Origin of the sequence: Devosia sp., assembly GCF_030689745.1 — a bacterium.
Taxonomy (GTDB): Bacteria; Pseudomonadota; Alphaproteobacteria; order Rhizobiales; family Devosiaceae; genus Devosia; species Devosia alba.
Genome location: NZ_JAUYGL010000052.1, coordinates 20431 through 35635, shown reverse-complemented (window position 1 = coordinate 35635; position 15205 = coordinate 20431). Strand labels below are relative to the sequence as shown.

The window sequence follows — 15205 nt, the reverse complement described above, 5'->3', positions numbered from 1 at the left end:
TGGTCGTGCTCGCGCCGCACCGTCAGCACGTCCAGCGTCTTCATCGGCGAATTGGACTGGCACTCCGTGGAGCGGAAGGTGGTGAAGTCATGGTGCCCCAGAATCAGGCTGGCGGCCTCGTCCATGATCTCGGCATCGAGCGGCTTGTACACATGCCAGACCTGGTTGCGCTCAAGGATGGCCGGCGTGCGGCGATTGAGGATACGATATTCATAGTGGCGCGCCGTCGCCGAAAACCGTGCTTCGAACGTGTCGGCTACCAGTTCGGCGGCAACAATTCCCACCGGATTGGGCCGCATCAGATGATTGAGGCCCTCCCGGACCTGGAATGGGTCCCAGTCCCGTGTCAGATCGACATGCGCCACCTGGCCCAGCGCATGTACCCCGGCATCGGTGCGGCCGGCAGCCTGCAGCGTCACAGTCTCGCCGGTCATCTGTTCGATGGCGCCTTCCAGCGTCTGCTGCACGCTCGGTCGCGTCTTCTGTCGCTGCCAGCCGGAAAACGGTGTTCCGTCATATTCGATGGTGAGCTTGAAGCGCGGCATGTCTAGCGCACAATTGCCGGCAGGGTTCCGGCGCCACGCAGGAACGTAGCGGCATCCATGGCGCCCTTGCCCTCGCGCTGCACCTGGGTGAGCCGCACCGCGCCGTCGCCGCAGGCGATGGTCAGATCGCCCAGCAGTGTGCCGGGTGCGCCCGTGCCCTGGCCCAGCGTCGAGCGCAGGGCCTTGACCCGCACCAGCTTGCCGCCGAGCTCGATCTCGAACCAGGCGCCGGGGAAGGGCGACAGCCCGCGAATGTGATTGTGCACTTCGGCCGCCGGGCGCGACCAGTCGATCCGGGTTTCGGCCTTCTCGATCTTCTTGGCGTAGAGCGCGCCGTCTTCGGCTTGCGGGGTGAATTGCAGGCTGTCGCGCTCCAGCGCGGCAAAGGCCCGGCCCATCAGATCGGCACCCACAACCATCATGGTGTCGTGCAGTTCGCCCGCCGTCATGTCGGGGGAAATGGCAATGACCTCGCCCAGCCCAATCGGGCCGGTGTCGAGCCCTTCTTCCATCTGCATCACCTGAATGCCGGTCTGGCGGTCGCCGGCCATGATCGCGCGCTGAATTGGCGCCGCGCCGCGCCAGCGCGGCAGCAGCGATCCATGCAGGTTCAGGCATCCCAGGCGTGGCGCCTCCAGGATGGGTTTGGGCAGCAGCAGGCCATAGGCCACGACGATGGCGACATCGGCGTCATGGCTGGCAAAGATGATTTGTTCGGCCTCGCCCTTGAGCGAGCGCGGTGTGAATACCGGAAGGCCAAAAGCCTCAGCCGCCAGATGCACCGGCGACTTGCGCTCTTCCTGCCCCCGGCCGGCTGGCTTGGGCGCCCTGGTATAGACCGCCACAACCTCGTGCCCGCCCGATACAATCTCGGTCAGCGTGGGCACGGAAAATTCGGGCGTACCCATGAAGACGACGCGCATTGGGCGGAACTTTCGTGTTTGCTCGCCCGGCGGGGCAGACGACATTCTAGCCGACGGCGCGCTTGGCGGCCTTGTCGAACCTCTTGATCACCCGGTCGCGCTTGAGGCGGCTGAGATAGTCGATATAGAGCACGCCATCGAGGTGATCGAGTTCATGCTGGATGCAGACGGCAAACCTGCCTTCGGCTTCCCTGGTGACTTCCTTGCCCTCAAGGTCGGTGTATTTCACCACCACATCATTGGGGCGCTCGACCTCGTAGTAGAGCTCGGGGATCGACAGGCAGCCCTCTTCGGTCACCTGCATCTGCTCGCCGAAATGGGTGATCTCGGGATTGATCATGACCAATGGCTCGGGCGTTTCGTCTTCGCCGGCCAGATCCATCACCACAATACGCTTCATCACGCCGATCTGGGGTGCGGCCAGGCCAATGCCCGGCGCGTCATACATGGTTTCCAGCATGTCGCTGGCCAGCGTCTTGATCTCATCATCGATCTCGGCGATCGGATCAGTGACGGCCCGCAGGCGCGCATCGGGAATGACAAGAATGGGGCGGATAGCCATGGGTGTTGGTCCGGCAATTAAGGGATGTGCCTCTCGATATGGTATTTTCGCGCGTAAGGTCAACTCTTGTGGCCGCTAACTGCGCTGATCACCCATAGAACATTAGAGGAACGGCCCGAATCGGCTAGACTCGCCTGATGGACACAGTGATTTTTATGCTCGGCGACTGGCCGGTTACCTCCGCAATGGCGGCAATCCTGGGCGGGCTGCTGCTCGTGCTGCTGGTTGGCGCCGTGATGATCGCCGCCATGCGGGCCGGCGCGGCGCGGGCCGAAGCCGCTGCCCAGCAGGCGACCGAGCAGTTGCGCGCCAATTTTCTGGTCCAGATTGGCGAACGCGACAGCCGCATCCACGAGCTTGACCACCAATTGGCCCAGGAGCGCGAACGCGGCGAGGAACTGCTCGATATCGAACGCGAAAAGGCCGCCTCTCTGCGCGCCGATAATTCGGGCCTGCGCGCCAGCATGGCCGAGCAGGCCAAGCAGTCCGAAGAGAACCTCAAGCGCTTCCTTGAAGCGCGCCAGCACATGACCGACGAGTTCAAGTCCATCGCCGGCGACGTGCTCAAAAGCCATAGCGAAACCTTCTCCAAGCAGAACCGCGAGCAGGTCGACGTGCTGCTCAAGCCGCTCAACGAGAAGATCGTCGAGTTTCAGGGCGAATTGCTGCGCGACCGGGCCACCATGGGCGAACAGATCCGCGCTTTGGCGGCCAGTAATCTGCAGATCACCACCGAGGCGCAGAACCTCACCCGTGCCCTCAAGGGCAATTCCCAGACGCAGGGCTCGTGGGGGGAAATGATCCTCTCGACCATTCTGGAACGCTCCGGCCTGCGCGAAGGTGAGGAATTCATCACCCAGACCAGCCACACTGCCGAGGACGGCAGCCGCGTCCGCACCGACGTCGAGGTGCTGATGCCCAATAATGACCGGCTGGTCATCGACTCCAAGGTTTCGCTCACCGCCTTTGAGGCCTACGTCAATTGCGAGGATGAGGCCAAGGGCCAGTTCCTGCAGGCTCACATCGTCTCGATCCGCAGCCACATCAAGACGCTGGGCGACAAGACTTATCAGCGTCATGCCCGCAGCAGCCTCGATTATGTGATGATGTTCGTACCCATTGAATCGGCGCTGGCCACCGCCATTCAGGCCGATGCCAAGCTGGTCGAATATGGCATGAGCCAGGGCGTCATGCTGACCACGCCCACCACGCTGATGACCGTGCTGCGTACGGTGCGCAACATCTGGGATGTCGAGAAGCGCCACCGCAATGCTGAGGAAATCGCCAGCCGCGCTGGCGCGCTCTACGACAAGGTCGTCGGTTTTCTGGGCAGCATGGACAAGCTTGACGGCCATCTCGACAAGGCGCGCTCCAGCTTTGATGCGGCGCGCGGGCAGTTGTCATCGGGCAAGGGCAATGTGGTGCGGCAGGTGGAAATGCTGCGCGAACTGGGCGCCAAATCCAGTCAGGTCATTCCACCGAGCTGGGATAGTGGCGACGTCAAGCAAGACGACGTTGAACCCACCTTGCGCCTGGTAGTGGATGACCCAGGCGATCTGGCCTGAGGCTAGATCAGCGTGCGCGCCTTGAGCGCCTGGCTCAATGTACCCTCATCAAGATAATCCAGCTCGCCACCCACCGGCACGCCATGGGCCAGACGGGTGACCTTGATATCGGAGCCGGTCAGTCGATCGGTGATGTAATGGGCGGTGGTCTGCCCTTCGACGGTGGCATTGACCGCCAGCACGATTTCGCTGAATTCGGGCGCCCGCGCGATGAGTTCATTGATGGTAATGTCTTGGGGGCCCACGCCATCAAGCGGGGACAGCACGCCGCCCAGCACGTGATAGCGCACGGCGCCGACCCCGGCGCGTTCCAGCGCCCATAGATCGGCTACGTCTTCCACCACGATCAGCATGCCGCTCTCGCCGCGCCGCGGGTCAGAGCAGATGGTACAGGGGCTGATGGTATCGACATTGCCGCACACTTCGCAGCTGCGCACCGCCACCACCGCGCGATCCAGCGCCGCCGAGAGCGGGATCATCAGCTGCTCTTTTTTCTTGATCAACTGCAGTACCGCACGGCGGGCCGAACGGGGACCAAGCCCTGGCAGGCGTGCCAGCAGCTGGATCAGTTGCTCAATCTCGGGTCCGCCATTGGCCATTTGGGGCGCTAGCTCGTGGTCAAGTGGATTAGCAGAATGTTAACAAGAGAGGCATTTTCAGAACGGCAGGTTCATGCCGGGCGGGATCGGCAGCCCGGCCGTGACTTCCTTCATGCGCTCCTGCATGGCCGCTTCGCTCTTGGCCTTTGCGTCGGCATGGGCGGCGATGATGAGGTCCTCAAGCACCTCGACATCGTCTTCCTTGAACATTGAGGGGTCGATCTTGACCCCCCTCATGTCGCCCTTACCGCTCAGTGACACGGTGACCATGCCGCCGCCGGAGCGGCCTTCCACCACCAGCGCGGCAAGCTCGGCCTGCATGGCCTCCATCTTGCCCTTCATTTCGCCGGCGGCCTTCATCATTCCCATGATGTCTTTCATTCGTCGTCCTCTTCGGGTGGGGGTGGCGGGGCATCGTCAACAATGGCAGCGTCGTCGCGCACCTTGACATTGACGACCCTGGCCCCGGGAAATGTCTCAAGAATGGCTTTCACCAATGGATCTTCATGCGCCGCAGCATGGTCGGCCTGCTTGCGCTGCTCGGTCTGCTGCCGCACGGTCAGCCCTTCGGGGGGCTTGCTCGATACCATGATCAGCCAGCGGTCGCCGGTCCAGGCCTGCAGCCGCGCCGACAGGGTCGCGATAATGCCGGGATCGGTGCCGTCCAGCAGCGCCACTTCAATGCGGCCCTGTTCAAACGAAATCGGCCGCATCGAGCCTTCCAGCGCCAGCTTGACCAGCACATCGCGCTTGGCCTGGGCCAGCGCAATCAGCTCCTTGTAGCTCCCTACACTCGCCAGCGCGGGCTGGATCTGCGCCTGCGGCACAACCGGCTGGCTCGATATGGCTTCGGTGTCGACGGGACGCGGCTGCTCAATCCGCATGGCCGAAGAACCGCCTGACGGGCCTCGCGGCATGGGCATCATCGTCTGCGGGCCCGGCGCCGGCGCCGGCTGGTTGGCCAGCTTGGCGATCAGATCGTCGGGGCTGGGCAGGTCGGCGGCATAGGCCAGCCGGATCAGCACCATTTCGGCGGCCTGCAGGCCATTATTGGCCCGCGCCACCTCGTCATAGCCCTTGAACAGAATTTGCCAGGCCCGGGTCAGGGCCCGCATCGGCAGTTTCCCCGCCAGCTCGGCGCCACGCTTGCGCTCATCGGGCGTCAGGGACACATCCTCGGCGGCAGCCGGCACCACCTTGATGCGGGTGACCAGATGGGTGAAATCGGCCAGATCGGCGACCAGCGTCTGCGGGTCGGCGCCCATGTCATAGAGCGCGCGCATGGTTTCGACAGCGGCACCAATCTGCCCACCCATCAGCTCTTCAAACAGATCGATGATCCGCGCCCGGTCGCCCAGGCCCAGCATGGCCTTGACCGTCGCAGCGGTGACCGTGCCATTGCCATGCGCAATGGCCTGATCGAGCAGGCTGAGATTGTCGCGGGCCGAGCCTTCGCCGGCGCGCACGATCATCGCCAGGGCCTCGGGCTCGAAGCCGATGCCCTCCTGGCCCAGGATCGATTCGAGATAGGCCGTCATGATTTCGGGGGTGATGCGGCGCAGATCAAACCGCATGCAGCGGCTCAGAATCGTCACCGGCACCTTGCGGATCTCGGTGGTCGCAAAGATGAATTTCACATAGGGCGGTGGCTCTTCGAGCGTCTTGAGCAGCCCGTTGAAGGCCGCCGTGGAGAGCATGTGCACCTCGTCGATCACATAGACCTTGTAGGGCGCCGAGGACGGCGCGTATTTGACCGAGTCGATGATTTCGCGAATGTCGCCAATACCGGTATTGGAGGCAGCGTCCATCTCGATCACGTCGACATGGCGGCCCTCAATGATGGCGCGGCAGTGCTCGCCCTCGACGCTCAGATCGAGCGTGGGGTGTGGGCCACTGGCGTCTTCATAGTTGAAGGCCCGGGCCAGAATGCGCGCCGTCGTGGTTTTGCCCACCCCGCGCACCCCCGTCAGAATGAAGGCATGGTGGATGCGGTTCTGCGTGAACGCATTGCCCAGCGTCTGCACCATCGCATCCTGGCCAACCAGCGTGGTGAAGTCAGCCGGCCGGTATTTGCGGGCGAGAACGAGATAGGGCGAGGTCGTAGCGTCAGCCATCGTGCCCCTCAAGGTCAAGGTTCGGGAATCTGCCTGCGGTCATACGACCATCATAGAGGCAAGTAGGAGGCTGGCAACGACCCGTGCAGGTCTCGTTGGGGCTGCTTCCTTCCGGACCTGACCCGGTTGGCGAGGAACACGTCCGCGCCAACCTCCCGGTCGCTATATGCGAACTAATTCCGCCGATGGCAAGGGCCCCGGCACAAACGGTGCCAGTCGTGCGGCTCGCGTTGCGGTCATTCTCCTCATCGGCTAGACGAGGCGGCAGCACAGGAGATCGCATTCATGGCCAAGCGCCGCCCAACTTCACTGCGGACGTCCAAACAGGACATCGCATCAGCCAGGCTTGTGCCCAGAACGCCACAAACTGAATCATCGGCCTATCGTCTGGCCTTTGCCGACGATGAATTTCTGACATCGGACGATACGCGCGGCATTCGCTTCCAGCTTGAATATCTCAAGCCCGAATTTACCCTGCGCGAGCGCGGCATCAATTCCACCGTGGTCCTGTTTGGCGGCGCGCGTATTCCCGAGCCCGGCAAGGATGCCTGGGCCGCCAAGAATGATACTCAGCGCAAAAATCTTGAGGCCGCTTCACGCTATTATGATGAAGCCCGTCGTTTTGCGCAGCTCGCCTCAAGCATGGCCAAGATGCACGACAACAGCGAATTTGTGGTGGTTACCGGCGGTGGCCCCGGCGTGATGGAAGCGGGCAATCGCGGCGCCACCGACGTCGGCGCCCCCTCCATCGGTTTCAACATCGTGTTGCCGCATGAGCAGGCGCCCAATGTGTATGTGACGCCCGCACTGAGCTTCAACTTCCATTATTTCGCGACCCGCAAGATCCATTTCCTGATTCGCGCCAAGGTGGTGGCCGTATTCCCCGGGGGCTTTGGTACGCTGGACGAGTTTTTCGAGACTCTCACCTTGATCCAGACCGGCCGCATGGATCGTGTGCCACTGCTGCTGTTCGGCAAGGAATTCTGGGGCAAGGTGCTCAATCTCGAAGCCCTGGCCGAAATGGGAACCATTTCACCGGGCGACCTGGAGCTGTTCAATATTGTGGACAGCGCCGATCAGGGCTGGGATGTGGTGCGCAAGTTCTACAATTTGCCCGAGATTGACGAGGTCCTGCGCGGCGACTGATTCCGCCCGTCGCATCTGTCCAATATCGGGTGCGCTGTCGCCTGAACGCACTGGCCCGGACGACGCTGCGGGCCTAAGCTGGAGCGATAGCCGGGAGAGCCAGTATGTCAGACCAGTTTGATGCCATCGTCATCGGGGCCGGCCAGGCTGGGCCGTTTCTGGCCGCCCGCCTCGCCGCCACAAACAAGTCCGTCGCGCTGGTCGAGCGCAACCATCTCGGGGGCACCTGCGTCAATGATGGCTGCACCCCCACCAAGACTCTGGTGGCCAGCGCGCGTGCTGCCTGGATGGCTCGTCACGCGGGCGACTTTGGCGTTTCATTCAAGGGCCCGGTCAGAGTCGACATGAAGGCCGTCAAGGCGCGCAAGGATGCGGTGGTTGGCGCATCGGTACGGAGCCTGACCGAGTGGATCGGTGGCATCGAAACGCTGGACCATATTCGGAGCGAAGCAAGTTTCGTTTCACCCACCGTGGTCAAAATCGGTAGCCGAACCATCACGGCACCGCAGATCTTCATCAATACCGGCGCCACGGCCAATGTGCCAGATTGGCCAGGGCTGAGCACCGTGCCCTACCTCACCAACAGTTCGATCATGGACCTCGATAGTTTGCCCAGCCATCTGGTCATCGTCGGCGCCAGCTATATCGGGCTTGAGTTTGCGCAGATGTACACGCGCTTTGGGGCCAAGGTGACGGTGATCGAGCGCGGCGACCGCCCCGCCGCGCGGGAGGACCAGGACATTTCAGGCTGGATCCGCAAGATTCTTGAGGCCGAAGGCGTTACCTTTCTGTTCAACACCAAGGTGGAATCAGTGGCGCGGGCCGGCGGCGGTATCTTGCTGTCGCTCAAGACCGGCTCGCGCCGCGCTTCGGTGGAAGGCAGCCACCTGCTGCTCGCTCTGGGCCGCACCCCCAATACAGGGGCACTCAATCTGGCGGCAGCGGGTGTTGCGGTTGACGAGCGCGGTTACATCGTCACCGACGAGCATTTGCGCACCAGCGTACCCGGCATCTGGGCCATGGGCGACGTCAATGGCCGTGGCGCCTTCACCCACACCAGCTATAACGAATATGAGATTGTCGCCGACAATGTGATTGATGGCGGCAGCCGCTCGGTGGCCAACCGCATTCCCGTCTATGGCCTGTTCATCGATCCGCCGCTTGGGCGCATCGGCATGAGCGAGGCCGAGGTGCGCCAATCAGGCCGCAAGGCGCTGCTGGCTACGCGCCCCATGACGCAGGTCGCGCGCGCCAGGGAGCGCGGGGAAACCCAGGGCATGATGAAGGTGCTGGTGGATGCCGAAACCAGGAAGATCCTTGGTGCGGCCATTCTGGGCATTGGCGGCGACGAGGTGGTGCAGTCCTTGCTGCAATTGATGGCAGCAGGGACCCCTTATACTACCATGATGGAAACAATGCACATCCACCCCACCGTGAGTGAACTCCTTCCGACCCTGTTGGCCGACCTCAAGCCGCTGAATTAGATATCCGAGAACAGCACCACCGTGCTGCGGCCTCTCGCCTTGGCGGCATAGCAGGCCGCATCGGCTTCCCCCATGAACCCCAGCGGGGAGGCGGGCGTGGCCGTAATGGTGGTAACCCCAGCGCTGGCGCCGATCTGGTAGGTGCTACCAGCCCAATCGAACTGTAGCGCTCCAACGGCGCCGATGATCTTGTCGGCGATCACTTTGCCGGCCGCTGCCGGGCAGTCCAGCAGCAATACGGCAAACTCATCGCCACCGATCCGGGCGGCCACGTCCTGGCTACGGCAACTGTCACGGATGGTTTGCGCAACCTGCTGCAACAACCTATCCCCGGCCGCATGTCCTGCCGTATCGTTGACCGGCTTGAAGTGATCAAGGTCAATATAAACCAGACAGTGGCCATCCCCGTTCGCCGCCGTCGTGATCGCCTTGTTGAGCAAGCGATCAAAGGCGGCGCGGTTGGGCAAACCGGTCAGGTCGTCATGATTGGCAGCGTGGGCCAGTTCCCGCTGCATCTGCCGGCTCTGCGTCACGTCCTGGAACACCAGCACTGCGCCAGTCAGCACATCGCCAGCCATCAACAAGGGCGAGGCCTTGCAGCGGATCTCCCGCTTGATCCCGCTGGGGCCGATCAGGATCATGTCATCATCGATGCTGACCACCTGGGCGCTCTTGAGACACTGCGCCACCGGGCACTGTTGCGGCGTGCCGGTTTCTCCTGCAAATACGGCGAACACCGCGTCGACCGGTCGGCCCAGGGCCTGCGCGCTGGTGTATCCGGTCAGTGCTTCGGCGGCCGGGTTCATGAAGACGACATTGCCCTCGGTGTCTGTTGAAACCATGCCGTCGGCAATGGCTTCGAGCGTCACGCGCAGTCGTTCTTTTTCGGCGGCCAGTTCCGTCTCGACGGTCTTGAGGCGGGTCACATCGGTATCGGTACCCAAGGTGCGGACGGGCTTGCCGTCGGCGTCCCACTCCACCGGCTTGCCGCGGCTGAGAATCCACACATAACTGCCATCGCGCTTGCGCTCGCGATACTCCAGGGCGTCAAAATCCTCGTCGCCCCGATCCTGCTTCTCGACGTTGTCGAGCACATATTGCAGATCATCGGGGTGGATCCGTTGCAGCCATTTCTGCTGGTCACCATCCACATCCTCATCCGGCGGAATGCCGCGCATGATGCGCCACATGCGCGAATAGAACATGGTGTCCGTGCGAATATCATGGTCCCAGACGCCCTGGCCCGCGCCTTCCAGCGCAAAGTTCCAGCGGCTTTCCGAATAGGCCAGCGCCTCCTCGGCCTTCTTCTGCCGATCAATACTGGCCACCTGGACAATCAGGTAGTGGGCCCCATCGGGTTGCTCGTCGCGCAATACCGAGGCCGCAACCGCCACCCAGAGCGGGCTGCCATCGCCGTGACGAAACCGGTGCTCGCCCCGGTACTCATCGGCTTCGCCGCGCATCAGGCGCTGCAAATGCTGCCTGCCGGCGCTCTCGTCCTCGGCATGCACCAGATCGAGAATGCCCGACGGCACTTCGGCGCCATGCCCGAGTATGTCGTGAAATGCCTGATTGGCGTAGACCAGCGAGCCCGCCATGTCGCAAACCACCATGCCCACTGCCGCGCAATCCACGATGCGGATCAGCATCGAATTGGTCTGCGAAAAGCGGTGCAGGGGCAGAACGGCGGTATTGGGGCGAACTGACATCCGTTCAGTGTGGAACGGACCTGTTAAATATCTAGCTAATTTTGTCTCACAATTCACGCGATGTGATGAAATCGCGCTCCGTGGCCAGGCCGTGCCATTCACTGGGGATCTCGCTGTCAAAGATCAGCGTGTAGGGCCCCTTGTAACCCGCCGCTTCGGCCAGCGCGATGCACTGGCCATAATCGGCCTCATCAAGGTCGCCATCGATGAAACTCGCCTTGGCGTGGCACAACTCGGCCCGATTGAAGATCGATTTGAGATCGGCGTATTTCTCGGGCCCGCTCCAATTGCCGAAATCCGCCAGCAGACCAATACGGCCATCGAGTTTGTCGAGCAGGAAATGCACATGCGCCGGCTCGGCCAGCAGGTCGAACCAGTTCTCGGTCACCAGCCGCACGTCTGAGCCGGCATTGCCATCGGCCAGTGCCGTCAGTGCCTTGACCGAGCGATCCAGTGCATCGCGCGTCGGCTTCTGTTTGCCGGCAATAATCCGGGCGTTCTGGGCGCCAAGTTCATTGGCGATTTCGATCCAGCTGGCAATCCAGGCCTGATCGCGTTCGCCATGTTCGGGATGGCTGATATCGCCGGCATCGATCAGCAGCGTCTGCAGGGTGACATCGGCAATTTTGAGCTGATCGCGCAGTTCACCCAGATAGACCGGGTCGCGGCTGCGCAGGTGAAACGAGACGATCTCGAGCCGGTGATAGCCATGATTGGCCATAACGGAGGGCAGGCCCAGCAGGGATTCCTCGCCCTCGCCATAGGTCTCCTGCATCGGCCCGATTTCGGTGGTGGTCAGGTCGTGCGGGTAGGTCATGCCGAGCAGGCGGTGCAGCGACCAGGTCGAAACCGCAATGCGGTCAGGGCTGATTTGGGCCATAGGGAAACTCTCCATTTGCGGCGGACACTTCCATGCCAAGGCGCTGGATTCAACCGCTATTATCGCTCAGTCAGTCACGTTGCTGAAGTGATGGAAGGTCTGCAACCGGCCAATGGCTTCGGCCGGTTGCAGGACGGCAATCGCGGCGACTAGTAAGCCCATTCGCCCTTGCGCATCACCGGCTCGACGCTGCCATCGGCATGGACGCCGTCAATGTCGATCTTGTCGCTGCCGATCATCCAGTCGATATGGATATTGGAGCTGTTGCCGCCCCGGGCGTTGATCTCGGCCTGGGTCAGATCCTTGCCGCCTTCAAAGCAATCCGAATAGCACTGGCCCTGCGCGATATGGCAGGAGGCGTTCTCGTCATAGAGCGTGTTGAAGAACAGGATGCCTGAAGCCGAAATCGGCGAGGAGTGTGGCACCAGGGCCACCTCGCCGAGGTGGCGGCCACCCTCGTCGGTGTCGAGCACCTTGTTGAAGATGTCCTGCCCCTTGGACGCCTTGAGCTCGACCAGCCGGCCGCCCTCAAAGCGCGCCTGCATGTCTTCGATCAGCGTGCCGTTGTGGCTGAGCGGCTTGGTCGCCGCGACGTGCCCGTCGACGCGCAAGCGGTGCGGCGTGGTGAACACTTCCTCGGTCGGAATATTGGGATTGCAGGTGATCCCGTTCTTGGCCTCCGAGGCGCCGCCCTTCCAGCGGTGGCCATCGGCCAGCCCGACGGTCAGATCGGTTCCCGGACCGGTATATTTCAGCGCCGAGAACGCCTTGCCATTCAGCCAGCTCCAGCGTGCCTTGAGATTGGCATTGTGCTCGGCCCAGGCGGCAATCGGATCGTCCACATCAACGCGGCTGGCCTTGAAGATCGCATCGGCCAGCTTGCCCACCGCGACCTCTTCACTGTCATCGGGAAACACCAGCTTGGCCCAGGCGGCGCTGGGGTAGGAGACAATGTTCCAGTTGATATCAAAGCCGGTGATCAGCTGCAGCGCCGGCTTGTAGGCCGCCGAATTGGCGCGCTGGGCGCGGCTGACCTTGTCGGGGTCCTGCCCGGACAGCATCATCGGATTGTCGCCGGCAATCGCCAGCCGGGCGGCATTGCCCTTGAAGGCCTCGGCCATGCCCGAATAGAGCCAGCCGGCGGCTTTGTCGAAGCTCTGGTCATTGGCGTATTTGTAACGGGCCAGGGTCGCTTCTTCGTCGGAATAGATCGTGGTCACCACACCGGCACCGGCCTTGTAGGCATGCTCGGTGATGCGGCGCACCAGTGGTGCGGCAGTCATCGGCGCGGTCATCACCAGATCCTGGCCCTCGGCCAGTTGTAGGCCGACCTTGATGGCGACCTGGGCGAGTTTGTCGAGCTTGACGGGATCAATGGTCATTTTGGCAATGTCTCTTGGCTTTGAGTCTGGTTGGCCGGGAGGGTAGCGCCGGAATGGGGACGACGCTACCCTCTGGAAGGGCAGGGCCACCACGCGCAGGCGACAGCGGCGCTTTGACCGGTCTGGCGGCACGCAACGGGCGCCTGGCTTGCCCTGTGGCTTTCGCGCATCACTGGGACGCCGTAGCGAAATACCCCGTTGGCAAGGGTGAACTGTTTCGCTACAAAATCTCCACCGCTTCAGATCACCAGCAAGGGAGGCGTTGTATGATAGTGACATTCATCGAGCTTCCCGCAGGCAGAAATCGGGCCTAGGCCCCTGCTATCCGCGGCCCGCCGTACAGGCCTGCCGCCCGCGGTTCTTCCCATCACAGTCCGACTGATCTGACGGGATCATTGCTCCCGTTCCGACTGTGCCTTTCATCCCCTGCTGCTGAGGGCCGGTCGCCGGAGAACGGGACCGGGCTGCCACTATGAGCCAGAATAAACGTCACAACCGCGCCAATGCGTTTCGCAATGTGCTCGGCTTCACCTTCCGCCACTGGGCCAATCAACCGCTCCGTGCCGCCGTCATTGCGCTGCTGGTGCTCGCAGCAACGCTGGCGGAGGCTTTCAGCCCGATTTTCGCCGGCCGCATGGTCGACGCCGTTGCCTCGGGCAGTGGTCAGGATGATGCGTTCTGGATTCCGGCGCTGACGGCCTTTGCCACCATGACAGGTCTCTATGTCGGCTCGGTCATCCTGCGCCAGTTCGTGTTCTTCACGCTGATCGGGTTCACGCTCAAGATCATGAACGATGTCATCGCCAATGCCTTCCAGCGGGTGCAGCGCTTCTCGACCGATTGGCACGCCAACAGCTTTGCCGGCTCGACGGTGCGCAAGATCACCCGTGGCTCGGGCGCTATCGACTTGCTCAATGACGTGCTGCTGGTGGCCTTGCTGCCCTCGCTGGTCATGCTGGTGGGCGCCACAGTGATCCTGGGCATCGTCTGGCCAGTGATGGGCCTGGTCGTCGGGCTGGGCTCGCTGATCTATGTCGGCATCACCACCTGGCTGTCGATCAGCTTTGTGGCGCCGGCCGGCTCGCTGGCCAACACCTGGGACACCAGGATGGGCGGCGCACTGGCCGATGCGGTGAGCTGCAATGCGGTGGTCAAGGCCTTCGGCTCGGAAACGCGCGAGGAGACCATCCTCGGCCAGGTGGTCAGCAAATGGCGCCACCGCACCAGGCGGGTGTGGCAGCGCGGCACGCTTAATGGCGGGGCGCAGGGCCTGATGATGGCCTTGATGCAGGCGGCCATCCTGGGCACCGCCTTGCTGTTGTGGCAGCGGGGCGCGGCAACGCCGGGTGACATCACCTTCGTGCTGACCATGTTCTTCGTGCTGCAGGGCTATTTGCGCGATGTGGGCCAGCACATCCGCAATCTGCAGCGTTCGGTGAACGACATGGAGGAGCTGGTGGCGCTCGATAGCCAGAATTACGGCATTGAAGACAAGCCCGATGCGCCGCCGATTGCCATTGGCGACGGCGCCATCGCCTTTGACAAGGTGACGTTCCAATATGGCTCGCATCCGACGCCGCTTTACCGCGATTTCTCGGTCAGCATCGCGCCCGGCGAGCGGGTAGGCCTGGTTGGGCGTTCCGGCTCGGGCAAGACGACCTTCGTCAAGCTGATCCAGCGGCTCTATGACATCAATGACGGCGCCATCACCATTGATGGCCAGAACATTGCTGACGTGCAGCAGTCCAGCTTGCGGAGCCAGATCGCCATCGTGCAGCAGGAGCCCATCCTGTTCCACCGGACGCTGGCCGAGAACATCGCCTATGCCCGCCCCGGCGCCACGCGCGCCGAGATCGAGCTGGCGGCGACCCAGGCCAATGCTCACCACTTCATCGCCAACCTGCCCAAAGGCTACCAGACCATGGTGGGCGAGCGCGGGGTGAAACTGTCGGGTGGTGAACGGCAGCGCGTGGCCATCGCCCGGGCGTTCCTGGCCGATGCCCGCGTGCTGATCCTTGACGAAGCCACCTCAAGCCTGGACAGCGAAAGCGAGGCCCAGATCCAGGAGGCGATGGAGCGCCTGATGGTGGGCCGCACCACCTTGGTGATCGCGCACCGGCTGTCGACCGTGCGGGCGCTTGATCGTCTGCTGGTGTTCGACAAGGGCCGGATCATCGAAGAGGGTGATCACCGGGCACTGGTTGGGCTCAAGGGCGGCATTTATCGCCGGCTGTTTGAGCAGCAGGCGCTGGAACTGACCAAGGGCATGGTGGCCTGATACCGCAGTTCCCGAACG

13 protein-coding genes and 1 other RNA gene are annotated in these 15205 nt (G+C 62.6%); 4 read left to right on the top strand and 10 right to left on the bottom strand.

The genetic code is table 11. The features are described 5' to 3' along the window. From Q8O80_RS04800 to def, 3 genes are all read right to left on the bottom strand, one after another. On the bottom strand, positions 1–545 hold a 545-nt coding region (locus Q8O80_RS04800; protein WP_305577491.1), incomplete at its 3' end, for a tRNA pseudouridine(38-40) synthase TruA. A gap of 2 nt (positions 546–547) precedes the next feature. Continuing rightward, the gene (gene fmt, locus Q8O80_RS04795) at positions 548–1468 is read right to left on the bottom strand and encodes a methionyl-tRNA formyltransferase (protein ID WP_305577489.1); all 921 of its coding nucleotides are present in this window, start codon (positions 1466–1468) and stop codon (positions 548–550) included. Between the two features lie 46 nt (positions 1469–1514). Continuing rightward, entirely contained in the window at positions 1515–2030 is a 516-nt protein-coding gene (gene def / locus Q8O80_RS04790) for a peptide deformylase (RefSeq protein ID WP_305577487.1), read from the bottom strand. 137 nt (positions 2031–2167) lie between these two features. On the opposite strand from def, the gene Q8O80_RS04785 reads away from it, so the two are divergent. Beyond that, complete coding sequence (locus Q8O80_RS04785; protein ID WP_305577485.1) at positions 2168–3595, top strand: DNA recombination protein RmuC; 1428 nt, start codon at positions 2168–2170, stop codon at positions 3593–3595. 2 nt (positions 3596–3597) lie between these two features. Here Q8O80_RS04785 and recR read toward each other — a convergent pair whose 3' ends face one another. The 4 genes from recR to ffs form a co-directional block, all read right to left on the bottom strand. Beyond that, entirely contained in the window at positions 3598–4194 is a 597-nt protein-coding gene (recR, locus tag Q8O80_RS04780) for a recombination mediator RecR (protein WP_305577483.1), read from the bottom strand. A 57-nt stretch (positions 4195–4251) separates the two neighbouring features. Continuing rightward, the gene (locus tag Q8O80_RS04775) at positions 4252–4575 is read right to left on the bottom strand and encodes a YbaB/EbfC family nucleoid-associated protein (RefSeq protein WP_305577481.1); all 324 of its coding nucleotides are present in this window, start codon (positions 4573–4575) and stop codon (positions 4252–4254) included. Next, positions 4572–6308, bottom strand: a complete 1737-nt coding sequence (locus Q8O80_RS04770) for a DNA polymerase III subunit gamma/tau (RefSeq protein ID WP_305577479.1) — start codon at positions 6306–6308, stop codon at positions 4572–4574. The genes Q8O80_RS04775 and Q8O80_RS04770 overlap by 4 nt, the downstream gene beginning before the upstream one ends. A gap of 61 nt (positions 6309–6369) precedes the next feature. Further along, an RNA gene (gene ffs / locus Q8O80_RS04765) (signal recognition particle sRNA small type) lies at positions 6370–6465 on the bottom strand. A 128-nt stretch (positions 6466–6593) separates the two neighbouring features. Between ffs and Q8O80_RS04760 the strand changes: the two genes are divergently transcribed. Further along, positions 6594–7454 carry an LOG family protein gene (locus Q8O80_RS04760; RefSeq protein WP_305577477.1) on the top strand — a complete coding sequence of 287 codons (861 nt, stop codon included), beginning with the start codon at positions 6594–6596 and terminating at the stop codon, positions 7452–7454. A gap of 104 nt (positions 7455–7558) precedes the next feature. Further along, positions 7559–8938 (top strand): FAD-containing oxidoreductase, encoded by a 1380-nt coding sequence (locus tag Q8O80_RS04755; RefSeq protein WP_305577475.1) that lies wholly within the window; start codon positions 7559–7561, stop codon positions 8936–8938. Here the strand turns inward: Q8O80_RS04755 and Q8O80_RS04750 are convergent. The 3 genes from Q8O80_RS04750 to Q8O80_RS04740 all read right to left on the bottom strand — a co-directional run bounded on the left by Q8O80_RS04750 (position 8935) and on the right by Q8O80_RS04740 (position 12909). Further along, positions 8935–10647: a diguanylate cyclase domain-containing protein gene (locus Q8O80_RS04750; RefSeq protein WP_305577473.1), complete on the bottom strand. Its 1713-nt coding sequence runs from the start codon at positions 10645–10647 to the stop codon at positions 8935–8937. The genes Q8O80_RS04755 and Q8O80_RS04750 overlap by 4 nt on opposite strands. Before the next feature lie 46 nt (positions 10648–10693). After that, a complete protein-coding gene (locus Q8O80_RS04745; protein ID WP_305577471.1) occupies positions 10694–11527 on the bottom strand; it encodes a sugar phosphate isomerase/epimerase in 834 nt (277 codons plus the stop codon). A gap of 149 nt (positions 11528–11676) precedes the next feature. After that, positions 11677–12909: an aminopeptidase gene (locus tag Q8O80_RS04740; protein ID WP_305577469.1), complete on the bottom strand. Its 1233-nt coding sequence runs from the start codon at positions 12907–12909 to the stop codon at positions 11677–11679. Positions 12910–13381: 472 nt separating this feature from the next. Between Q8O80_RS04740 and Q8O80_RS04735 the strand changes: the two genes are divergently transcribed. Beyond that, on the top strand, positions 13382–15187 hold the full coding sequence (locus Q8O80_RS04735) for an ABC transporter ATP-binding protein (protein ID WP_305577466.1): 1806 nt from the start codon (positions 13382–13384) through the stop codon (positions 15185–15187). Positions 15188–15205 lie beyond the last annotated feature (18 nt).